Genomic DNA, 21,176 nt, shown 5'->3' on the forward strand with positions numbered 1-21,176 from the left:
TTTATCGTAATGAGTTGTTAGGTTGATATTACAAATATAATAGTTTCTAATTGACTCCTACATCTTTTTTTGAACGTAAACGGTTTCTATTTTTCAAAATACCATTTGCAATAACCACGAGTAAGATCACCACAGCGCCGTAATAAAATTCTGCACTCATTTGTTCTTTATCTCCTAGCACCATAAATGCTAGTAGAATTCCATATACAGGCTCCAAATTTATGGTCAGCATGATGGTATAGGGACTGAGGTGACGCATCACTTTAACAGAAGCAATAAATGCATAGGCTGTACAGATAGAAGCCAGAATCAAAAGGTAGATCCAATCCGTATAGGGTAGGTTAAAAAAGTCTAAGGAGAAAAAGGTGTCCGCTTTCGCGAAAGCTAAATACAGTGTAATAAAAAGGGATCCTATAAGTAGCTCATAAAACGAGATTTTAGTAGGGTTATGCTTATGCACAAACTTCCCATTTACCAATGTAAATATCGCCGAAAGTAAGGCGGAAAATAAAGCAAGTCCAATGCCTAGCCTGTACTCTGGTTGCACTTCAAAAATGAGATACAACGCATCGATCACTATCGCACCAAATACAAGTTCGTACCAAATCAGTTTTCGCTTATAAAAGATAGGCTCTAAAATGGCTGTGAAAAATGCACCTGTACTCATCATCGCTAGGGTAATTGAGACATTTGACACTTTAATAGCGCCAAAAAACGTAAGCCAATGAACGGCTATAATAATACCCGCAATAGAAAAGGAAAGGAACGCTTTTCGCGAAAGCGAGATATCTATTTTTTTCCATTTGATATAGAGGAATATAAAAATAGACGCCATTCCCATTCTAAACCACACCAACGGAACAGAATCTATACTGATAAGTGAACCTAATACAGCAGTAAATCCCCATATAAATACAATGAGATGAAAATGTAGATAGCTTTGAAGTTTAGCGTTTTGCATTGCGCAATAGATATATGGCTAAAATAGCAAACAAGACATTAGGAAGCCATACGGCTACCAACGGCGGAAAGTCAGATTGTTCTGCCAATGTTCCAAATATTTTATCAAAAAAGATAAACACAAAGGCTAGCAAAATACCAAAAGCCAAGTTAGCTCCCATCCCTCCTCTTCGTTTCATCGCAGATACGGCTACAGCTATAATGGTAAGAATATAAGCTGCTACTGGGAGACTTAATCGTTTTTGAAGGGTAACTTTATATCTATTTATATATGAGGAACCTCTTAGTTCTTCTTTAGCTATAAACTTTCTTAGTTCTGGTGTATTGAGCGTTTCTGCAATATATTCTACCGGTGTTAAATCGTCTATATCAAAAGCAAATGTAGTATCTACTTTAGCCCTACTTTCTAGAATATCGCCATCTACTCCTATGATGCGTTTTTTGAAATTACGAAGTGTATAGGTAGTATCCTCTGCGTTAAATTTTATGTTACTCGCAGAGATTTTATAGGTCATTTCATTCCCTTCAAAATGCTCCCATGTAAAGTCACGGCCTGTTTTTGTTTTGGTGCTAAATGAACTTACATAAATATAATCATTGTCTGCAATCTGACGGTAGACGTCTTTGGTTTGTTGGCTTCGGTCTTTTTTCTTCTGGCTTTTTAAATATTCAAAGATGAACTCATTATAGCCTTTGTTTGCTTTTGGCGCGAGGTAAGTTCCTAATATAAAAGCCCCTAGGCAAACGACAGTTGCTCCGATCATATAGGGTCTCAAGAAACGCCAAAAAGAGACGCCACTACTTAAAAAGGCGATCACTTCGGTATTGTTGGCTAGTTTGGAGGTAAACCAAATCACAGAGAGAAACAGAAATAACGGAAAAAGTAGATTTGCAAAATAGACCGTAAAGTTTAAATAGTACAGCGCTACTTCCAAAAACGGAACTTCATTCGCAAGAATCTTATCTATTTTCTCGGCAAGATTTACGGTAATTCCAATAGGTATAAATAAGAGGAGCATCGTGACAAACGTCCCGATGTATCGCTTTAAAATATACCAATCTAAAATTTTCATTTATAATCGTTTATCCATTTGCTTTACCATCATTTCTTTCCAGGTGACAAAGGTACCTGCAAGAATTTGGGTGCGTGCTTCTCGCACCAACCACATATAAAATCCTAAGTTATGTATGGTGGCTATTTGCATGCCTAAAAGTTCGTGACATTTAAACAAATGACGCAAATAGGCTTTGCTGTATTCGGTATCTACCCATGTAATTCCCATCTCATCAATAGGCGAAAAGTCTTCTGCCCATTTTAGATTTTTGATATTGATGGTTCCGTGGGCTGTGAACAGCATTCCATTACGGGCATTACGGGTAGGCATCACACAATCAAACATATCAATACCTAGGGCTATATTTTCTAAAATATTAATCGGCGTTCCTACGCCCATTAAATAGCGTGGCTTCTCTTCAGGGAGTACGGCAGTGACCACTTCGGTCATGGCATACATCTCCTCGGCAGGTTCTCCTACGGAAAGACCGCCAATAGCATTTCCAAATGCATTTGAATTTGCAATATACTCTGCAGATTGTGTTCTTAAATCTTTATACGTACTTCCTTGTATAATGGGAAAAAGCGCTTGCTCATATCCATACAAGGCGGGTGTTTTCTCAAAATGTGTAATACATCTATCTAACCAACGATGCGTCATGTGCATAGATCTTTTTGCGTATCTATAATCACAAGGATAGGGTGTACATTCATCAAAAGCCATGATGATATCGGCGCCTATCTGACGCTGAATTTCCATCACATTTTCTGGTGTAAATAAATGTGTTGAACCATCTACATGCGATTTAAACTTCACACCTTGTTCGTTAATCTTACGACGTCCCGACAAGGAATATACTTGAAACCCGCCACTATCAGTTAGGATAGGACGCTCCCAATTCATGAATTTATGTAATCCGCCTGCTTTTTGTAATGTGCCAGTTCCTGGGCGTAAGTACAAGTGATAGGTATTTCCTAAAATAATATCAGGATTAATGTCTTGTCGTAACTCACGTTGATGTACTCCTTTTACAGAAGCGACGGTGCCGACGGGCATAAAAATAGGCGTCTCGATCACTCCATGATCAGTTGTAAGCTTCCCTGCTCTGGCTTGACTAGCAGGATCTGTTGTAAGAAGGTCAAATTGCATAGGGCGCAAAGATAGTTTTTATAAATACGATCTGCCATAGGGCTTTTAATAAAATCTCGTTAAAGGGGATTTTCATAGTAAAACTCTTATTGAAGCAGAAAAGAGCGATCTGTGTTTATGTATGCACACTAAATCAACGTACTCACATACCAGCCACTAAAGGCAATTAAAAATACAATACTAACGATCGCATATAGTTTCATAGGCAGTCCTAATTTTGCTTTTTCAGGAACCTCTACACCTTTAAATACTAAGTAATTACAAATCGCATAAAAAGGCGCCGTCAAAAAGGATAAAATCGTGGCTACTTTAACTAGCAGTCCCATCTCACTCACAAAAAAGAACAGAATAACAGATGTTCCGATAATTAAAAGAATCAGCCAAAAGAGGTAGCTTTTAAACATACTTTTTACACCCAAAAGATCTGTAGCAGTAGACATGGCTCTGGGAGAGGCATCGAGGGTTGTTAAGGTAGTACTAAACATGGTCGTAAATGCTGCAACGCCAATAAGAATTGCTGACCAATCGCCCAAACTACTGGTATACATACTGATGAGTTGTCCTGCAAAAACCCCTCCTTTATCAGAAAACGTATCGCCGCTTCCGAACATCACTAAAGCCCCGAGCGTAACAAAACATATTCCTAAAACGACGGTTCCTAGGTAGCCTACATTAAAATCAAATAAAGATGTTTTGACATCATTTCCTTGTGTTTTCCCTTTCTCTACCGTCCATAAAGAGTGAAATATAGAAATATCTAAAGGGGCTGGCATCCATCCCATAAATGCAATAAGAAAAGCAACCCCTACTGCATCTGTAGGCAGTAACTGTATAAGTCCGTCTGAAGAGCCCATGCCTTCTGTTGTGATGCTTTCGCGAAAAGCGAATAATACTGCAAATAAGGTACTCACCGTTAATACAAGAATGATAATCTTCATCATATTATCAAGCAACTTATAACGCCCGAATGCCAAAATCATGGAACAAAATAAAGTAATCACTACACTCCAAACCGCAATACTCCAATCAAAACCAAATAGTTCCACAGCGAGCCCTGCCGTAACAATGGTCACTGCCGTTTGAATGGTAAACATGGTCAATAAAGAAAGTACAAAATAAGCGATAAGCACTCCTTTTCCTAACCCTAAATAACCGTGCAATAGACTTTTCCCTGTAGCTGCAGCATATCTAGGTCCAAATTGAAATGAAGGATATTTAATAATATTAATAAGTAATAACGCCCATAATAAACCAAAGCCATAGTACCCTCCAGCTTTGGTACTTTGTACTAGATGGGACACCCCAATGGCTGCTCCTGCAAAAAGAAGCCCTGGTCCTAATTTTTTAAAAGAAATTCCACTCATCGTTCTACTTTTTGAATAATATCAGCCAGAAGTCTTCGTGCCCTAAGAAGTTTTACTTTTACGTTATTCATAGGTTCGTCCAATACTTCTGCCATTTCTTTATAACTCATTTCTTGAAAATACCTTAAGTTGATCATCTCTTGATAATGAGGCTTCAGCATTTTTATGTAGTGTAAAAGCTGTGCGAGATTTTGTTCTTTGATCAGTGCATCTTCAGGCGTAGGACTTTCATCTGGAATAGTATAAACTCCGTCTTCTTTTCTAGTAATCTGAGATCTGATAGATGATTCCCGCTTTCGCAAAAGATCAATATGAATGTTTTTAGAAATAGTAATCAACCAAGTACTGAACTTATACTCTTCTTTATACGTGGCTATTTTATCAAAAGCTTTTGAAAATGTTTGAATGGTAATCTCCTCAGCTTCATACTCATCATTGGTTCGTTTTAATTGAAATCGATACACTTCATTCCAAAAGGTATTCAACAAAAAATTATAGGCACTTTGCTTGCCTTCTTTTGCTTTTACAATTTCTGAAAGAATGATACTGGGGTTTATTTCCAACGATTCGGTTTTGAGATCAGGTTTGTGATAAAGATACTCAATTGGAAAAATAATAAAAATAGTTCGTTAATGGGATATAAAAAGACAACATCTTTTTCTTGAAGTTTATTGGCACTTACACCAATAGCTATCCAAGATATGAGATATCTTACTACTATGGCTCCAACTACCCACTCCCACTGAAAGCCAATAACGATGACCACCACTGCGAGAACAAAAAACAACAATTGACTTGTATAAAACAATCCTAAAAAGAATTTATCCATAAAACGATAGTGACTTGCTGTGCTAACGTGCCTTCGTTTTTGGGTATACCATTCAGAAAAAGTTTTCTTTGGGGTGGATATTGTGAAGCTATCTGGGTTAAAATTGACGGCTACATTTTCTTTAGTGGCTGCTTGATTTACAAAAAGGTCATCATCGCCGCTTTGTACTTTTATATGGTCTATAAAACCCCGTTGTTCATAAAACAAATGCGTTGTATAGGCAAGATTACGCCCTACGCCCATGTACGGTCTTCCCAACATGGCATAACTATAATACTGCATGGCTGTCAGTACGGTTTCAAAACGAATCAATTTATTAAGCCATGATCCTTTTATTTTTTCATACGCTCCATACCCTAAAACCAATTCTTTCTTTCCTACAAATTGATTTGCCATGTTTTGTATCCAATACGGAGACGATGGCGTGCAATCGGCATCTGTAAAAAGTAAATGCTTGTGAGTAGCTTTTTTAATCCCTAAGGTGAGTGCATATTTTTTACTTCCCCAAAAGGCTTCATTATTTTCTACGTGAACTTGTGTAATATTTGGATAGTCTAATGCGAAGGCTTCTATAACATCCTTTGTTTCATCTGTGGAGGCATCATTAATGAGAACAATTTCAAAATCAGCATATTTTTGTGCGATCCATTGAGGAATATTTTTACGCAAATTTTCAGCTTCATTCTTGGAACATACTATGAGTGAGACTGGAGGAAGATATGGGGAATTGTCTTTTTTTGCTTTCGCGAAAGCAAAAACAAAGAAAAAGAGATAGTAGCTCGTATTAATAGCGGCTATTCCTAAAAAAACGTAAAATAAATAGGTAATTATAATATCCAATAGTACCAGCGATTACTGATCGTTCTTACAATCACCCATCTCTGAAGGTAATTTTCCACACATACCACAGGCTTCTCCTTCTTTATTCAAGAAAGGACTCTGACTTGCACATGTTCCTGCAAATTTACCATCTTTTTTTGCCCATATTTTTATGGCAATGCCAGCAACGGCAAGACTTAAAAGCCCGAGAGTAAGAAGGAATAACTTCATAGGATATATTTTGTGCAAATATACAAAGATTCTAAAAGATGGAATCTTTAAAAAAGCATAAAAATAATAGTCGTCTCTGACTACGACCTGAGACTCAATGCTTATTTAGAAACCCCTTTCCAATACCTGAATATCATCCTAAAATAGGTCTATAAATTTTCAGCAACTAAACCTCGAGACAAATCATGAAGTATTCTACTGAATATTTTATTCAGTTTCAGAGGCGAGCTTGAATGCATTAGATTTCTGACTTCGTTAAAAAAGCGGGATTAATTCAACGTATAACATTTTGTGCGTCTTGTGGACTTCAAAATGTTGAGTTTGTTTAAAATGAAAAGATCCCGCTTTCAGCGTGATTAATTCAACGTATAACATTTTGGGCGTCTTTCAGACTTCGCAATGTTGAGTTTACTTCAAAGAAAAAAGATCCCGCTAAAAAGCGGGATTAGTTCAACTCACAACATTGCGGGCGTCTTTCAGACTTCGCAATGTTGAGTTTACTTCAAAGAAAAAAGATCCCGCTAAAAAGCGGGATTAGTTCAACTTACAACATTGCGGGCGTCTTTCAGACTTCGCAATGTTGAGTTTCACTAAAATGAGATATTGGCCACGATATTATCTACTGTTGCTTCTTTACTACCGCCTTTGGGTTCTATGGTGATGTTGAGACTTGCCATACGTTCTTCGTAGGGAATTTCTACTAAATTTTCTTTGGTAATTTTTAAAATATCAAGAGGTACCATCTGGCCGTCTACCCCAGCCCACATTTGATATACCTGTTCATCTGGAAGTTCAGGAAGTGCCACAACATGAACATATGATTTTTTTTCAAGCATATTAACATATGCCACAGTTTCTAGTTTACGTGCTTTTGTATTTCCTCTGAGGACATACTTTTCTGTAGATGAGTTGTTTAAAATCATAAATTGTTCCTCAACAGACTGCAGAGTCTCTCTATTAGAAACGATATCATCATTAAGCTCTTCTATAAGTTGTGTTGTAAGCCTACGATCGTCTAGTAATTCCTGATTTTGTCTCCAAATCATAAAAGTCATTACTCCAAAAAGAATCGTTGCTGCACACGCTGTGATTGCAAGAAAAGGAATCACTGGCTTAGGTTTTGATTGTATTTCTTTTAAGATTTTGTCTTTGAGGTCAGAAGGAGCTGGCACTGCATAGGAAGTTGCGTATTCTTCTAGGTTTTCCTGAAGCTCTATATAGGTTTTCTTTACTTCTGGATATTTTTCTATATAATGCTCTACTTCTTTAGACTCCATAGGGGACGTAGCGTCCATCAAGTAGCGCTCCAGCATATCACCATCCAAAAATTTTTTTACTCTCTCACTCATACTGACAAAAATACAATCACTAAACCAAAAAGTTTACGCAATTCTCTTAATCCTATTTTTAATCTCGATTTTACAGTGCCTAATGGAATATTTAGCTCATCACTAGCTTCCTGTTGCGTCATTCCTTGAAAAAACAAGGCATCAATGACAACTCTGTACTTATCTTCAAGACCGTTTGCATGTGAAGCAATATCAAGATGCTCTATTGCAAACTTTGTACTTGGTATATGATATACGTTAGAATCATCTATTTGGATTTCCTTTACTACTTTTCTTTGTCTACTTCTCACAGCATCTATCGCTGTATTTTGAACCACACGAAAAAGCCACGTAAAAAGTCGCGCTTTACTTGCGTCATAACGACTTGCATTTTTCCAAATCTTTACAAAAGATTCTTGTAATACATCTTGTGCTAATACCTCATCTTTAGTCACCTTGATAGCAACGCCAAATAATGCATCTGCATAGTGATCATATAATAATCCTATAGCACGTTCATCCTGAGCTTCAAGTAGCTCAATAATATGTTGCTCTATAAATGGTTTCAAAAATGGTTGGTTTTTGATTTAACAAAAGTTTGTGAGTGCATAGAAATCTATCCTTTAAAGTTACGGCGTATCTATTACAAATGAAAAAAACTTTTATCTATTAACTCAACAATTAAAAATTTATTATGAAAAAGACCATTTTAATTTTCGCCATGTTAACCTTATGTTTTTCAGCAGTATCAACAGCTCAATCTGATGTTGTAGATGTAGCGATCTCATCCAAAGATCACACAACACTTGTCACTGCTGTAAAAGCCGCAGGCTTAGTAAACACTCTTAAAGGAGAAGGACCTTTTACTGTTTTTGCTCCTACAAACACTGCCTTTGATGCTCTTCCAGAAGGCACGTTAGAATCCCTTTTAAAGCCGGAGGCAAAAAACAAATTATCTGCGATTCTTACGTATCATGTAGTTGCAGGAAATTTTAAAGCAGCAGATGTAATTGCTGCCATTAAAAATGGAGCTGGTAAATTTATTATTAATACCGTAAATGGAGGGTCCCTTACTGCTTCATTAAAAGGTAACAATGTCATTTTAACTGATACCAACGGGAATGTAGCTACGATTACGGCTACAGATTTAAAAGCTTCTAATGGGATAGTCCATGTTATAGACAGCGTCGTGCTCCCTAAATAATTACAGGAAAGTACTCTTTATCACGAAATAGTTCCATTAGAAAATCTAATGGAACTATTTTTAGTTTAAAATAACTAAGGTATTACTAAAAGACATTCACTTCTGGAGTGATGGTAAGTCCAAATTTGGATTTCACCTCATCTTGTATCCGAAGTGCGAGCTCCCATATTTCGCTTCCTGTTGCATTTCCATGGTTGACGAGTACGAGTGCTTGTTTATCATGTACGCCTGCATCTCCAAAACGCTTCCCTTTAAAACCTGCTTGTTCTATAAGCCATCCTGCAGGTACTTTGATCTGATCTTTCCCAACGGGGTAATAAGGTACGTCGGGATATTTTTTTCGCAACTCAGAAAAAACAGCTTGAGAAATCACTGGGTTTTTAAAAAAACTACCGCTATTTCCTATTTTTTGGGGATCAGGAAGTTTAGCTTGGCGTATTTTAATGACCGCATCCGAGACATCTTTAATGGTTGGGGTTGTAATCCCTTGTTCAGAAAGCGTGTCATAAATAGCGCCGTACTCCGTTTTTATTTTGTGATCTTTACTTGTAAGTCTAAACGTGACCGAAGTAATGATGTATTGATCTTTTAACTGGGTTTTAAAGATAGAATCTCGATATCCAAAGGCACATTCTTCTAATGAGAAGGTGCGCAACGTTCCATCTGCTCTTGAAACGGCTTCGCATTCATAAAAAACATCTTTGAGTTCGACGCCATATGCTCCTATATTTTGAATAGGTGCCGTACCTACATTACCTGGAATAAGCGATAAGTTTTCAACGCCCCCATACCGGTGATCTATACAATAGAGCACAAAATCATGCCAGTTTTCACCTCCCGCGACTTTGAGCAATACTTTATTTTCGCCGCAAGGCATATCTACTAAAGTGTACCCCTTATTGTTAACATGAACGACACACTTATCAATGTCTTTGGTCAATAGCATATTGCTACCACCGCCAATAACAAACAATTCAGAAGGATCTCTTTCTTTAACAATACGCTGTACATCTGCTACTGACGTGACAGCTATAATTTCGAATGCTTGCACATCTATTCCAAACGTATTGTACGCTTTTAAAGAAGTCTTCTGTTGGTCACTCATTGATTAGTCTTTATACTGCCTTAATGCTTCTCGTAAAATCTCCACAGCTTCTTTTAGTAGGTTTTCTTCTAGCACATAAGCGATTCGGACTTGATTGAGCCCTACTCCTTCGGTAGAATAAAACCCTGCTGCGGGTGCCACCATTACCGTTTTACCATCTAGCTGAAAAGATTCTAATAACCACTGGGCAAAGGCATCGGCATTATTTACTGGAAGTTCTGCTATACAATAAAATGCGCCTTTAGGTTTTGCCACTTTCACCCCTGGAATCGTTTCAAGGCCTGCGATTAACGTATTGCGTCGAGCCACATATTCGTCTATGACATCTGTAAAATACGAAGCTGGAGTTTCGAGCGCTGCTTCACTCGCTATTTGTGCAAATGTAGGCGGACTCAAACGAGCTTGGGCAAATTTCATGGCTGTAGCTACTAATTCTTTATTTCTACTCACGATGCAACCAATACGTGCCCCACACATAGAGTATCTTTTTGATACCGAGTCAATCATAATGGTATGCGCATCTATATCACGCTGTGACATTACGGAATGATGTTTTAAGCCATCATACGTAAATTCTCTATATACCTCATCTGCAATGAGGAATAAATCATGCTTTTTTACTAATGCAGCAAGCTGCTTAATTTCATCTTCACTATACAAGTACCCTGTTGGGTTCCCAGGATTACAGATAACAATAGCTTTTGTTTTTGAAGTGATTAGTTTTTCAAAATCTGCAATAGGAGGTAATGCGAATCCTGTATCAAGATTTGAAATTACTGGCACTACATCTACTCCGCTCGCTGTAGCAAATCCGTTATAATTTGCATAAAAGGGTTCAGGAATAATAATCTGATCTCCTGGATCAGTAACACTTCCCATAGCAAAAAGAAGGGCTTCAGATCCTCCTGTAGTCACGATAATATCTTCCGAGGTGATATCAATTCCGTTTTTTTGGTAATACTTTGCAAGCTTTTCCCTGTAAGAAGCAAAGCCAGCACTATGAGAATATGCTAATACGTCTATATCAATATTCTTAACAGCATCAAGAGCTACCTCTGGTGTTTTTATATCTGGCTGCCCTATATTAAGTTGATGTATTTGAATTCCACGAGCTTTTGCTGCTTCTGCATAAGGTACTAACTTACGAATAGGAGATTGAGGCATAATTTGCCCTTTATGAGAAATTGATGGCATAGTAATTTTATTTTTTGCTTTACAAAAATGCAAATTTATATTGGCATTTTTGACTTACTTTAATAAAAAATAACGGTATTCTTTAGAAAGAAAAAAGCCACTCAATGAGTGGCTTTAAAATGAGTATTTTTAAAATTGTTATTTACCTGATTGAGGTTTTACGACTCCTTTTATTTTCAGGGTATACGGAGTTTCAGAGGCATTAGAGTATACCGTAATTGTTTTACGGATAGGTCCTGGACGTTTTGTATCGTACTTTACTTCTATAACACCACTTTCTCCTGGTTGAATAGGGGCTTCAGGTTTTTTGGGAATAGTACAACCACAAGTAGAATATACACGTGCTATAATCAGCACATCATTTCCAGTGTTTTTAAAGGCAAATTCACGTACGCCATCAGATCCATAATCTATCTCTCCATAATCTACAACATCACTTTCAAAAGTGATAGCTGCTTTTTTCTCTTGGGCCATTAGGTTTACAGTCATAAGACTTACAAACAGCAATAACATTAGTTTTTTCATAATTTCCAATATTTGAGGTTGATAAAAATAGTCAGAAATAAGGGGTCAACCAAATAATCATATCAACAATCAACTGATTTAACTGAATATACTTTTATCCTTAAAAAATCTTACTGACACTATTTATTAATCCTACTGTTATCTGTACTTTTGCTCATAAGTATTCAACAATCAGACCAAACTATGAGCATTGCTTCAAAATATGACCCTTCACAGGTAGAAGACAAGTGGTATGCGTACTGGATGGAACACAATTATTTCCATTCTACGCCTAACGAAAAAAAACCGTACACCATTGTAATACCTCCTCCTAATGTCACTGGAGTCTTACACATGGGACATATGCTTAACAATACAATACAAGACGTATTGATACGACGCGCGCGTCTTACAGGGCTTAACGCATGTTGGGTGCCGGGCACAGATCATGCGTCTATTGCTACTGAAGCTAAGGTAGTTGCAAAACTAGCAGAGCAAGGCATCAAAAAATCTGATCTCACGCGTGAGGAGTTTTTAAAGCACGCATGGGAGTGGAAAGAAGAGTATGGCGGCGTGATTTTAGAACAACTCAAAAAACTAGGGGCTTCTTGTGATTGGGAACGCACCAAGTTTACCATGGACCCAGACATGTCTGAAGCGGTTATTAAAACATTTGTAGACCTTTATAACAAAGGACGTATCTACAGAGGATACCGTATGGTAAATTGGGATCCAGAAGCAAAAACAACACTTTCTGACGAAGAAGTAATCCACGAAGAAAAACAAGGAACACTCTATTACCTCAATTATAAAATAGAAGGTTCTGAAGACTTCTTAACAATTGCAACCACGCGCCCAGAAACTATTTTTGGGGATACTGCTATTTGTATCAACCCAAATGACGAGCGGTTTACACATTTAAAAGGTAAAAAAGCGATTGTTCCTATTTGTGGTCGTGTAATTCCAATTATAGAAGACGAATATGTTGATATCGAATTTGGGACAGGCTGCCTAAAAGTAACCCCTGCTCACGATGAAAATGACAAAGCACTAGGAGACAAACATACCCTAGAGGTTATTGATATTTTTAATGATGATGCATCACTGAATAGTTTTGGACTCCATTATGAAGGGCAAGATCGCTTTGAATGTCGCAGGAATATCAAAAAAGAATTAGAAGAAATCGGATCTCTAGTGAAAACAGAAATCCACATGAATAAAGTAGGAACCTCAGAACGCACTAAAGCGGTAATTGAACCTAGGCTTTCTGACCAGTGGTTCCTTAAAATGGAAGATCTTGTTAAGCCTGCTATCAAAGCTGTACTGGAAACTGGTGATGTAAAATTATTCCCAAATAAGCGATTTGACAACACCTATCGTCACTGGATGGAAAACATCCGAGACTGGAATATCTCTCGCCAATTATGGTGGGGACAACAGATTCCTGCCTATTTTTATGGAGATGGAAAAGAAGATTTTGTAGTCGCCGAAAGTAAAGAGGAGGCGTTAACGCTTTCGCGAAAGCGTACTCAGAATGAAAATCTACAGCTCACCGACTTACGTCAAGACGAAGATGCTTTAGACACTTGGTTTTCTTCTTGGCTATGGCCTATGAGCGTTTTTGATGGCATACGCAATCCTGATAATGAAGAATTTAAGTATTATTACCCTACCAATGATTTAGTGACAGGACCAGATATTTTGTTTTTCTGGGTAGCGCGTATGATTATTGCTGGCTATGAATATACTGGTAAACGTCCATTTGAAAACGTATACTTAACAGGCTTGGTACGCGACAAAGAAGGTCGTAAAATGTCGAAGCAATTAGGCAACTCTCCTGATGCACTAAAACTAATCGAAACATATGGAGCCGATGGTGTACGTGTAGGACTCTTATTAAGTAGTGCCGCTGGTAATGACTTGATGTTTGACGAAGAGCTTTGCCACCAAGGAAAGGGCTTTGTTACTAAAATCTGGAATGCTTTTCGATTAATAAAAGGTTGGGAAATTGATGATACTCTTGAACAACCAGCCGCTAGTATCAAGGGATTAGAATGGTATGATGCATGTTTTAATCAAACACTAACTGAAATAGAAGATCATTTTTCTAAATACCGTATTAGTGATGCACTCATGGCTACGTATAAATTAGTTAAAGATGATTTTTGTGGATGGTTGTTGGAGATTGTAAAACCAGCCTATCAGCAGCCTATTGATCGTAAGACGTATACCGCTATTATAAACGCCTTAGAAAACAATTTGCGCATTGCACATCCTTTTATCCCTTTTGCAAGTGAGGAAATTTGGCAAACATTATCAGAGCGCACCCCAGAAGAGGCCCTCATCGTAAATAACTGGCCAAAACAAGTATCCTTTGATGAGAAAATTATCGTAGATTTTGAATATGTTTCTCAAGTTATCTCTGGTATCAGAAGGGCTCGAAAAAGTAAGAATATTCCAAATCATGAAACCATAGAGCTACAAACGATACCTAACGAAGAAGTTCCTAATTACTTAGATACACTCATTCTTAAATTAGGTAATATAACTACATACAACACGGTTAACACCCCTATAGAAGGAGCACTTTCTTTTAGAGTAAAATCAAATGAGTACTTTATTCCGTTTGAAGAAGAGATTGATGTAGTAGCTGAAACTGCCAAAATAGAGGAAGAATTAAAGTACACGAAAGGCTTTTTACAATCGGTTTCTAAGAAATTGAGCAATGAACGCTTTGTAAACAATGCGCCAGAAAAAGTGGTTGCTATAGAAAAGCAAAAAATGGCAGATGCTGAAGCAAAAATTGAGACATTAGAAAAAAGATTAAAGAGTTTGTCATAAACTTTTGAATCTTATGTATAAAAAATGCGCTTATCAGGTTTGATAAGCGCATTTTTTATATGCTTATGTGAGCTTTTACTTCTTTACATATTTATTTGCCTCTTCTATATATGCTCGTTTTGCTTCATCACTTGTCATGCTTTTGACTTGCAATAGTGCATTGATTTTAAAAGCACTCACGAGTTCGTGCTCACCTTCTGGATGACTAAAGGTATTCTCTTGGGTTGCTTGCTTATAAAGTGAATAAAATCGTAACAAGACATCAGGAGGAAACTCCTGAGTGGCTTCGCCTACTCTTTTGAAGGCGTCCCAAAATTCGATATGGAGCGCTTCGTCTTCCATTATAAGGTTGCGATTATTGATGATGCACCTTTTACTTTTTGATTTAAACCAACAGCAATTTTAGTCCCTACAGGAAGGTAGATATCCACACGAGAACCAAATTTAATAAAACCGCTTTCACTGCCTTGTGTGACTTCAGCTCCTTCTTCTGCATAATTTACAATACGTTTAGCAAGTGCTCCCGCTATTTGTCTATGCATGACTTCTCCAAATTCTTTCGTTTTTACAACAACCGTTGTGCGTTCATTTTCTTCACTAGCTTTCGGATGCCAGGCGACTAGGTATTTACCAGGATGGTATTTACTAAAAGTAACTTGACCCGCTCCAGGGTATCTCGTAACATGAACATTTAATGGCGACATAAAGATAGACACTTGCAAACGTGTATCCTTGAAATACTCTTTTTCAAAAACCTCTTCTATCACAACTACTTTGCCATCTACTGGAGAAACAATAACTCCTGGGTCATTAGGCGCAATACGGCTTGGGTTTCTAAAAAATTGAAGAATAAGCGCCAAAAGCAACACTAATACACCTACTATCAAGTAAAACAGCCAGCCTTTTTCTATAAAACGATTAGCTGTTAACAGCCCAATCGTAAAAAGACCTAGTGCAATGGTGATAATCTTACTTCCTTCTTTATGAAACATACTCTAATACTATTAAAAACAAATAAATAAATGGGCTAGCAAAAATGATACTATCTAATCTATCATATATACCTCCGTGACCTGGCATCAACTGTCCGCTATCCTTAACGCCTGCTTGCCTTTTTAATTGCGACTGAATCAGATCTCCTAATGTCCCAAAAACGGAAGTTACTACAGCAACCGTTATCCATAATTGGATACTTAAAAGCTTTGTAAATTTATAAATAAAAATACTAGCAATACAAGAAAAAACAAGGCCACCTAAAAAACCCTCTACTGTCTTTTTAGGAGAAATGCGCTCTAGGAGCTTGTGCTTTCCAATACTCTTACCTACGATAAAAGCAAATGTATCATTAATCCATATTAAGGCAAATACACTTGCCACTAGATAAGACGTATACTCACCTTGATAAGAAGGCAACAATATGGTAAATACAAAACCTCCTATAATGTAAAAGAGCAAGTAGATATATTTTTGAGATACTGTAATATAACGCTCCGATGGTCGTATCAAATTCTTAATAAGATATAGGTTTGTCATAATTGTAATTGACAAAAAAACGAGTGTAACCTCCTTAAAAAGTTTAAAATAACAAAAGATGAGTGTTAGTGAAACTAGAAGAACGTAGGGGAGAAATGATTTTATATGTACGAGTTTTAAATACTCATATAAACACATTCCGCCAAAGACTAAAATTAATATCAGGTAGCTATTCTCCCAAGAAAATATTGCAAGCAACAAAAATGCTACATACAATATTCCAGAAAGTGCCCTAATAAAAACCTCACGCATATTACAAATCTTCTAACAGTAGCAAATATAAATTTTTTGTACTGCTTCCATAAGACATAAAGTCTTTTTCGTCTTCACTAGCTTCAAAATGTTTGATGGTGGTAATATTACTAGGGATATTGCCCTTGTTCTTATTTTTAATGAGTCGCAAGCCTTCTCCTATATTATTAACAATCTGACTTGTCGTCGCAAATACGACCATTGACTTTGGAAATTCTTGAAGTTTCAATTCTTTTAGTTGGTGAGAACTCACCAGTATAGAGCCATTATCAGCAATAAGGCTTTCACAAGTAGTTAAAAAAAATGAAGCATCTCGGTTTTGACTAAACTCAAGATTATATCCCTTAAAAGTGTCTTTTAAATGTTGGTCAAAACAAAAAGCGTGTTTTTCATACCAATCATTTTCAAGAAGAATATCATCAAAATTCTCTTTAAGCTCTTCTAAATTCACAGCATATAAAAACTTACCGCCATTAAGAATAAAGTTTTTTGTGAAACGTTCATCTGCTGGCGTGTGAACATCAGGCATATACTTACTGCGCTCGTCTTGATTTCTATCGGAACGAGAGCTGTCTGATTTAGATTCTTTTTTAAATAATTTTCTAAATAGACTCATGGTGAGATTTAGATTCGAGCATACAAGTTCTTCAAATATAAAAAAACTTGATTTAACGATAAGTTAAATCAAGTTTTAATTCTGCTATTAAGGAAAAAATTATGCTATCACCTCTTTGTCTTCCTTTTTTCCAAAAGGGCGATCTCCAAATATTTCAAGTAAATTATCTTTAAAAATAACTTCTTTTTCTAGAAGTAAATCTGCCAATTCGGTTAGCTTTTCTTTGTTTGCCTTTAACAACTCCACAGCTCTTTGATATTGTTCTTCTACAATAGCAGAAATCTCTTTATCAATTAATTCTGCTGTTTTCTCACTATAAGGCTTACTGAAATTATATTCAGATTGGCCAGACGAATCATAATAAGTAAGGTTTCCTATTTTATCATTCAGTCCATATACTGTAACCATCATACGAGCCTGTTTAGTTACTTTTTCAAGATCACTAAGTGCTCCTGTAGATATTTCATCAAAAATAACTTCTTCTGCTGCTCTTCCTCCTAATGCGGCACACATTTCGTCTAACATTTGTTTAGGACGTACAATAAGGCGCTCTTCTGGAAGATACCAAGCAGCCCCTAGAGATTGCCCTCTAGGCACGATGGTTACTTTTACAAGAGGTGCTGCATGCTCTAACATCCAACTCACGGTTGCGTGACCTGCCTCGTGATATGCGATAGCTTTTTTCTCGTCTGGAGTAATGATCTTGTTTTTCTTTTCGAGACCTCCTACTATTCTATCTACAGCATCTAAGAAATCTTGCTTTCCTACTGCTTTATTTCCTTTACGAGCAGCAATTAAAGCTGCTTCATTACATACATTAGCAATATCAGCTCCCGAGAATCCTGGTGTTTGTTTAGCCAAGAAATCAATATCTAATCCGTCATCTTTCTTTAAAGGGCGTAAATGCACTTCAAAAATCTCTTTACGCTCTCTCACATCTGGAAGGTCCACATAAATTTGTCTATCAAATCTACCCGCCCTCATTAATGCCTTATCAAGCACATCAGCACGGTTAGTAGCCGCTAGTACAATTACGTTGGTATTTGTACCAAAGCCATCCATCTCAGTCAATAACTGATTTAATGTATTTTCTCTTTCATCATTAGAACCAGAAAAATTATTTTTCCCACGAGCTCTTCCTATAGCATCAATCTCATCTATAAAGATAATAGCAGGTGATTTTTCTTTTGCTTGTTTAAATAAATCTCGTACACGAGAAGCACCAACCCCAACAAACATCTCTACAAAATCAGAACCCGATAAAGAGAAAAAAGGAACTTTAGCTTCTCCAGCAACCGCTTTAGCAAGTAGGGTTTTACCTGTACCAGGCTGACCTACTAATAACGCGCCTTTGGGTATTTTACCTCCAAGACTAGTATATTTTTCAGGATTTCTAAGAAAATCTACAATTTCTTGTACTTCTTCTTTTGCTCCTTCTAAACCAGCAACATCTTTGAAAGATGTTTTAACATCAACTTTTTCATCAAAAAGCTTTGCTTTCGACTTCCCGATATTGAATATTTGACCTCCAGGACCACCGCCAGAACCTGCTGACATGCGTCTCATGATAAATATCCATATACCAACAATTAATATGATAGGCAAGATAGGAGCAATCATATCAAAAAAACTGTGCTCTTCATCAGCATCTCTAGTAGCAGTTAATCCATTTTTTTCAACGGTCTCATCAAATGATTTCACAAAATCACCACCATCTACGTAACTAATCACGTAATCTGCAACGCCCTGTGATTTGGGCATCAACTGACCGCTTTTCTTATTTTTATGAACTTCTTTTTGCTTTGCATCTGGAGTCAAAAAGATTTTAGCTTCTTTTCTATTTGTAATAATAAAAACTAAGTCAATATCACCATCCTTGAGATACTTTGTATACTCAGAGTAACTAATTTTTTTAGGCTCTCCAAAGCCACCATTACCGCTAAACATACTAATAGCGATAAAAATCACTACTATTAATCCGTAAATCCAATAATTGCTGAATTTAGGTTTATTAGCTGGGGGGGTATTTTTTGTTTCTTTTGACATTCAATTTTTTTTTTTAATAACTAGTTGCTATAGAAGTGATTTTTGCATCACCCCATAGGCTTTCAATATCGTAAAATTCTCTTGTTTGTTTTTGAAAAACATGAACCACTACATTCACATAATCCATAAGTACCCATTCACAATTATCTAAACCTTCTACATGCCAAGGCTTTTCCTTTAATTCTTTACTAGCGACCTTCTGAATAGAATTTACTATTGCCGCTACTTGGGTATTTGAAGTACCATCACAAATAATAAAATAATCACAAACTGTGTTTTCAATATCCCTTAAGTCAAGAATATCAATGTTTTGACCCTTAACTTCTTCTATTCCTTCGATAATTTTTGCAATTAATTGATCTGCGCTTGTTTCCTTTTTTACCATTAAATCCTTTTATTTACACAAAGTTATTACAAATTTACGTTTATCAACCTTCTTAACATAAGTTTAAATAATATAATAACCCATATGCGTATTGTCAAACTTCATACCACCGATTCAACAAACGACTATCTAAAGTCATTAGCTAAAGAAGAAAAACTTGAAGAAGATACTGTCGTATGGGCATTGGAGCAAACCAACGGGAGGGGGCAAATGGGCACCAAATGGTCTACATCTTCTGGTAAAAACTTAACTTTCAGCGTCTTTAGAAAAATTCAACAGATTACTATAGATCAACAATTTTATGCATTAATGGCAGCTTCTCTGGCTGTAAAAGACGTTTTAAAAAAATTATTAATAAAAAACGTAAGTGTAAAATGGCCTAACGACATATTGTCAGACAAGAAAAAAATATGTGGCATCCTTATCGAAAATGTCATAAAAAAAGGGGAACTAAACGCCATGATTATTGGAGTAGGACTTAATGTAAACCAAACAATTTGGGAAGACGTACCAAAAGCGACTTCTATAAAGTCACAAACAGGTATTCATTTTGATCTCCAAGAGATTCTAAACTTGTTACTCGAGCAGTTTCATCACTACGTAAAAATGCTACTTGATGGAAATTTAGACACTATTAAAAAAGAATATGAAGCTCATCTTTTCAGGAAGGACAAACCTTCAACTTTCTTAAATACAAACAAAGAACAATTTGTAGGCATTATTCAAGGAGTTACTGATCAGGGTAGGCTTATTTTATTAGAAGAAGACAACAAACTTAAAGAATACGATTTAAAAGAAATACAATTACTTTTTTAAGATGAGATTACCATTTTTAACCGTATTAAAAAATGGTTTTATTTGTATCTTTGCTACTTGTTATATAAGCTATGCAAGAAGAAACAATGGTATCCCCAGTAAGACAACCTAAGCCTAAATGGTTGCGCGTTAAACTTCCTACTGGAAAAAAATATACTGAACTCAGAGGATTAGTCGATAAATACAATCTGCATACAATATGTACCTCAGGCAGTTGCCCAAACATGGGAGAATGTTGGAGTGAAGGAACGGCAACCTTTATGATTCTAGGTAATATCTGTACACGTTCTTGTGGTTTTTGTGGTGTAAAAACTGGAAGACCTGAAACAGTAGATTGGGAAGAACCAGAAAAAGTAGCTCGCTCTATAAAATTGATGGCTATAAAACATGCGGTTATCACCTCTGTAGATAGAGATGATCTAAAAGACATGGGTACCATTGTATGGGGAGAAACTGTAAAGGCTATACGCCGCATGAATCCCGAAACAACCTTGGAAACACTTATCCCAGATTTTCAAGGAAGAGAAGATCTTCTTGATCGGATTATCGATGTGCACCCTGAAGTTGTATCTCATAATATGGAAACCGTTAAGAGGTTGACACGTGAAGTTCGTATTCAAGCCAAATATGAACGTAGCCTAGGAGTTTTAAAATACCTAAAAGACAATGGTATTACTAGGACGAAATCTGGTATTATGCTCGGTTTAGGAGAAACAGAAGCCGAAGTTATACAAACACTAGAAGACCTCCGATCTGTTCATCTAGATATTGTAACCATAGGTCAGTACCTACAACCCTCAAAAAAACACCTTCCTGTAAAACAATTTATTACTCCTGACCAGTTTAAAAAATATGAAGAAATAGGCCTAGAAATGGGCTTTAGGCATGTAGAAAGTGGTGCTCTAGTTCGATCATCATACAAGGCTCAAAAGCATCTTACATAAA

The 21,176-nt window shown here is 36.6% G+C and carries 22 protein-coding genes; 4 read left to right on the plus strand and 18 right to left on the minus strand.

Annotation, left to right across the window (positions count from 1 at the left end; all coding sequences use genetic code 11):
* Nucleotides 1–46 precede the first annotated feature (46 nt).
* The 9 genes from ACFO3O_RS03905 to ACFO3O_RS03945 form a co-directional block, all read right to left on the minus strand.
* Nucleotides 47–961, minus strand: coding sequence for a DMT family transporter (locus tag ACFO3O_RS03905; protein WP_379977193.1), 915 nt, complete (start codon nt 959–961; stop codon nt 47–49).
* Complete coding sequence (locus ACFO3O_RS03910) at nt 948–2,033, minus strand: LptF/LptG family permease (protein ID WP_379977194.1); 1,086 nt, start codon at nt 2,031–2,033, stop codon at nt 948–950. Before ACFO3O_RS03910 ends, ACFO3O_RS03905 begins: the two co-directional genes overlap by 14 nt.
* On the minus strand, nt 2,034–3,164 hold the full coding sequence (gene tgt, locus ACFO3O_RS03915) for a tRNA guanosine(34) transglycosylase Tgt (RefSeq protein WP_379977195.1): 1,131 nt from the start codon (nt 3,162–3,164) through the stop codon (nt 2,034–2,036). It lies immediately after the preceding gene.
* Between the two features lie 128 nt (nt 3,165–3,292).
* Nucleotides 3,293–4,528 (minus strand): NRAMP family divalent metal transporter, encoded by a 1,236-nt coding sequence (locus tag ACFO3O_RS03920; protein ID WP_379977196.1) that lies wholly within the window; start codon nt 4,526–4,528, stop codon nt 3,293–3,295.
* Complete coding sequence (locus ACFO3O_RS03925) at nt 4,525–5,091, minus strand: RNA polymerase sigma factor (RefSeq protein ID WP_379977197.1); 567 nt, start codon at nt 5,089–5,091, stop codon at nt 4,525–4,527. Before ACFO3O_RS03925 ends, ACFO3O_RS03920 begins: the two co-directional genes overlap by 4 nt.
* Nucleotides 5,082–6,197, minus strand: coding sequence for a glycosyltransferase (locus tag ACFO3O_RS03930; protein ID WP_379977198.1), 1,116 nt, complete (start codon nt 6,195–6,197; stop codon nt 5,082–5,084). Before ACFO3O_RS03930 ends, ACFO3O_RS03925 begins: the two co-directional genes overlap by 10 nt.
* A gap of 12 nt (nt 6,198–6,209) precedes the next feature.
* A complete protein-coding gene (locus ACFO3O_RS03935) occupies nt 6,210–6,407 on the minus strand; it encodes a membrane or secreted protein (RefSeq protein WP_379977200.1) in 198 nt (65 codons plus the stop codon).
* Nucleotides 6,408–6,997: 590 nt separating this feature from the next.
* Entirely contained in the window at nt 6,998–7,756 is a 759-nt protein-coding gene (locus tag ACFO3O_RS03940; RefSeq protein WP_379977201.1) for an anti-sigma factor, read from the minus strand.
* A complete protein-coding gene (locus ACFO3O_RS03945; RefSeq protein ID WP_379977202.1) occupies nt 7,753–8,304 on the minus strand; it encodes an RNA polymerase sigma factor in 552 nt (183 codons plus the stop codon). Before ACFO3O_RS03945 ends, ACFO3O_RS03940 begins: the two co-directional genes overlap by 4 nt.
* Before the next feature lie 125 nt (nt 8,305–8,429).
* Here ACFO3O_RS03945 and ACFO3O_RS03950 point away from each other — a divergent pair, with 125 nt between their 5' ends.
* On the plus strand, nt 8,430–8,939 hold the full coding sequence (locus ACFO3O_RS03950; protein WP_379977203.1) for a fasciclin domain-containing protein: 510 nt from the start codon (nt 8,430–8,432) through the stop codon (nt 8,937–8,939).
* An 85-nt stretch (nt 8,940–9,024) separates the two neighbouring features.
* Here the strand turns inward: ACFO3O_RS03950 and murB are convergent, their stop codons facing one another.
* From murB to ACFO3O_RS03965, 3 genes are all read right to left on the minus strand, one after another.
* A complete protein-coding gene (gene murB / locus ACFO3O_RS03955; protein ID WP_379977205.1) occupies nt 9,025–10,044 on the minus strand; it encodes a UDP-N-acetylmuramate dehydrogenase in 1,020 nt (339 codons plus the stop codon).
* Between the two features lie 3 nt (nt 10,045–10,047).
* Nucleotides 10,048–11,238, minus strand: coding sequence for a pyridoxal phosphate-dependent aminotransferase (locus ACFO3O_RS03960; protein WP_379977206.1), 1,191 nt, complete (start codon nt 11,236–11,238; stop codon nt 10,048–10,050).
* Nucleotides 11,239–11,376: 138 nt separating this feature from the next.
* Complete coding sequence (locus tag ACFO3O_RS03965) at nt 11,377–11,763, minus strand: DUF1573 domain-containing protein (protein ID WP_379977207.1); 387 nt, start codon at nt 11,761–11,763, stop codon at nt 11,377–11,379.
* A gap of 183 nt (nt 11,764–11,946) precedes the next feature.
* Here ACFO3O_RS03965 and ACFO3O_RS03970 point away from each other — a divergent pair, with 183 nt between their 5' ends.
* Entirely contained in the window at nt 11,947–14,583 is a 2,637-nt protein-coding gene (locus ACFO3O_RS03970; protein ID WP_379977208.1) for a valine--tRNA ligase, read from the plus strand.
* A 75-nt stretch (nt 14,584–14,658) separates the two neighbouring features.
* Here ACFO3O_RS03970 and ACFO3O_RS03975 read toward each other — a convergent pair whose 3' ends face one another.
* From ACFO3O_RS03975 to rsfS, 6 genes are all read right to left on the minus strand, one after another.
* The gene (locus ACFO3O_RS03975; RefSeq protein ID WP_379977209.1) at nt 14,659–14,925 is read right to left on the minus strand and encodes an acyl-CoA-binding protein; all 267 of its coding nucleotides are present in this window, start codon (nt 14,923–14,925) and stop codon (nt 14,659–14,661) included.
* The gene (locus ACFO3O_RS03980; protein WP_379977210.1) at nt 14,925–15,575 is read right to left on the minus strand and encodes a phosphatidylserine decarboxylase family protein; all 651 of its coding nucleotides are present in this window, start codon (nt 15,573–15,575) and stop codon (nt 14,925–14,927) included. The genes ACFO3O_RS03975 and ACFO3O_RS03980 overlap by 1 nt, the downstream gene beginning before the upstream one ends.
* On the minus strand, nt 15,565–16,368 hold the full coding sequence (locus ACFO3O_RS03985) for a phosphatidate cytidylyltransferase (RefSeq protein WP_379977211.1): 804 nt from the start codon (nt 16,366–16,368) through the stop codon (nt 15,565–15,567). Before ACFO3O_RS03985 ends, ACFO3O_RS03980 begins: the two co-directional genes overlap by 11 nt.
* Nucleotide 16,369: 1 nt before the next feature.
* Entirely contained in the window at nt 16,370–16,984 is a 615-nt protein-coding gene (locus ACFO3O_RS03990) for an LUD domain-containing protein (protein ID WP_379977212.1), read from the minus strand.
* Between the two features lie 99 nt (nt 16,985–17,083).
* Nucleotides 17,084–19,030, minus strand: coding sequence for an ATP-dependent zinc metalloprotease FtsH (gene ftsH / locus ACFO3O_RS03995; protein ID WP_379977213.1), 1,947 nt, complete (start codon nt 19,028–19,030; stop codon nt 17,084–17,086).
* A 13-nt stretch (nt 19,031–19,043) separates the two neighbouring features.
* Nucleotides 19,044–19,415: a ribosome silencing factor gene (gene rsfS, locus ACFO3O_RS04000; RefSeq protein WP_379977214.1), complete on the minus strand. Its 372-nt coding sequence runs from the start codon at nt 19,413–19,415 to the stop codon at nt 19,044–19,046.
* Nucleotides 19,416–19,499: 84 nt separating this feature from the next.
* Between rsfS and ACFO3O_RS04005 the strand changes: the two genes are divergently transcribed.
* Entirely contained in the window at nt 19,500–20,231 is a 732-nt protein-coding gene (locus ACFO3O_RS04005; protein WP_379977215.1) for a biotin--[acetyl-CoA-carboxylase] ligase, read from the plus strand.
* Between the two features lie 71 nt (nt 20,232–20,302).
* Nucleotides 20,303–21,175 carry a lipoyl synthase gene (gene lipA / locus ACFO3O_RS04010; RefSeq protein ID WP_379977216.1) on the plus strand — a complete coding sequence of 291 codons (873 nt, stop codon included), beginning with the start codon at nt 20,303–20,305 and terminating at the stop codon, nt 21,173–21,175.
* Nucleotide 21,176: the final 1 nt, after the last annotated feature.

This window comes from Dokdonia ponticola (assembly GCF_042653865.1).
GTDB lineage: Bacteria > Bacteroidota > Bacteroidia > Flavobacteriales > Flavobacteriaceae > Dokdonia > Dokdonia ponticola.

What these genes read in the sequence shown, in the direction of transcription:
- ACFO3O_RS03905 (WP_379977193.1), bottom strand. Translation starts at nt 961, where the DNA reads ATGCAAAACGCTAAACTTCAAAGCTATCTACATTTTCATCTCATTGTA.
- ACFO3O_RS03910 (WP_379977194.1), bottom strand. Translation starts at nt 2,033, where the DNA reads ATGAAAATTTTAGATTGGTATATTTTAAAGCGATACATCGGGACGTTT.
- tgt (WP_379977195.1), bottom strand. Translation starts at nt 3,164, where the DNA reads ATGCAATTTGACCTTCTTACAACAGATCCTGCTAGTCAAGCCAGAGCA.
- ACFO3O_RS03920 (WP_379977196.1), bottom strand. Translation starts at nt 4,528, where the DNA reads ATGAGTGGAATTTCTTTTAAAAAATTAGGACCAGGGCTTCTTTTTGCA.
- ACFO3O_RS03935 (WP_379977200.1), bottom strand. Translation starts at nt 6,407, where the DNA reads ATGAAGTTATTCCTTCTTACTCTCGGGCTTTTAAGTCTTGCCGTTGCT.
- ACFO3O_RS03940 (WP_379977201.1), bottom strand. Translation starts at nt 7,756, where the DNA reads ATGAGTGAGAGAGTAAAAAAATTTTTGGATGGTGATATGCTGGAGCGC.
- ACFO3O_RS03950 (WP_379977203.1), top strand. Translation starts at nt 8,430, where the DNA reads ATGAAAAAGACCATTTTAATTTTCGCCATGTTAACCTTATGTTTTTCA.
- murB (WP_379977205.1), bottom strand. Translation starts at nt 10,044, where the DNA reads ATGAGTGACCAACAGAAGACTTCTTTAAAAGCGTACAATACGTTTGGA.
- ACFO3O_RS03960 (WP_379977206.1), bottom strand. Translation starts at nt 11,238, where the DNA reads ATGCCATCAATTTCTCATAAAGGGCAAATTATGCCTCAATCTCCTATT.
- ACFO3O_RS03965 (WP_379977207.1), bottom strand. Translation starts at nt 11,763, where the DNA reads ATGAAAAAACTAATGTTATTGCTGTTTGTAAGTCTTATGACTGTAAAC.
- ACFO3O_RS03970 (WP_379977208.1), top strand. Translation starts at nt 11,947, where the DNA reads ATGAGCATTGCTTCAAAATATGACCCTTCACAGGTAGAAGACAAGTGG.
- ACFO3O_RS03975 (WP_379977209.1), bottom strand. Translation starts at nt 14,925, where the DNA reads ATGGAAGACGAAGCGCTCCATATCGAATTTTGGGACGCCTTCAAAAGA.
- ACFO3O_RS03980 (WP_379977210.1), bottom strand. Translation starts at nt 15,575, where the DNA reads ATGTTTCATAAAGAAGGAAGTAAGATTATCACCATTGCACTAGGTCTT.
- ACFO3O_RS03985 (WP_379977211.1), bottom strand. Translation starts at nt 16,368, where the DNA reads ATGCGTGAGGTTTTTATTAGGGCACTTTCTGGAATATTGTATGTAGCA.
- ACFO3O_RS03990 (WP_379977212.1), bottom strand. Translation starts at nt 16,984, where the DNA reads ATGAGTCTATTTAGAAAATTATTTAAAAAAGAATCTAAATCAGACAGC.
- ftsH (WP_379977213.1), bottom strand. Translation starts at nt 19,030, where the DNA reads ATGTCAAAAGAAACAAAAAATACCCCCCCAGCTAATAAACCTAAATTC.
- rsfS (WP_379977214.1), bottom strand. Translation starts at nt 19,415, where the DNA reads ATGGTAAAAAAGGAAACAAGCGCAGATCAATTAATTGCAAAAATTATC.
- ACFO3O_RS04005 (WP_379977215.1), top strand. Translation starts at nt 19,500, where the DNA reads ATGCGTATTGTCAAACTTCATACCACCGATTCAACAAACGACTATCTA.
- lipA (WP_379977216.1), top strand. Translation starts at nt 20,303, where the DNA reads ATGCAAGAAGAAACAATGGTATCCCCAGTAAGACAACCTAAGCCTAAA.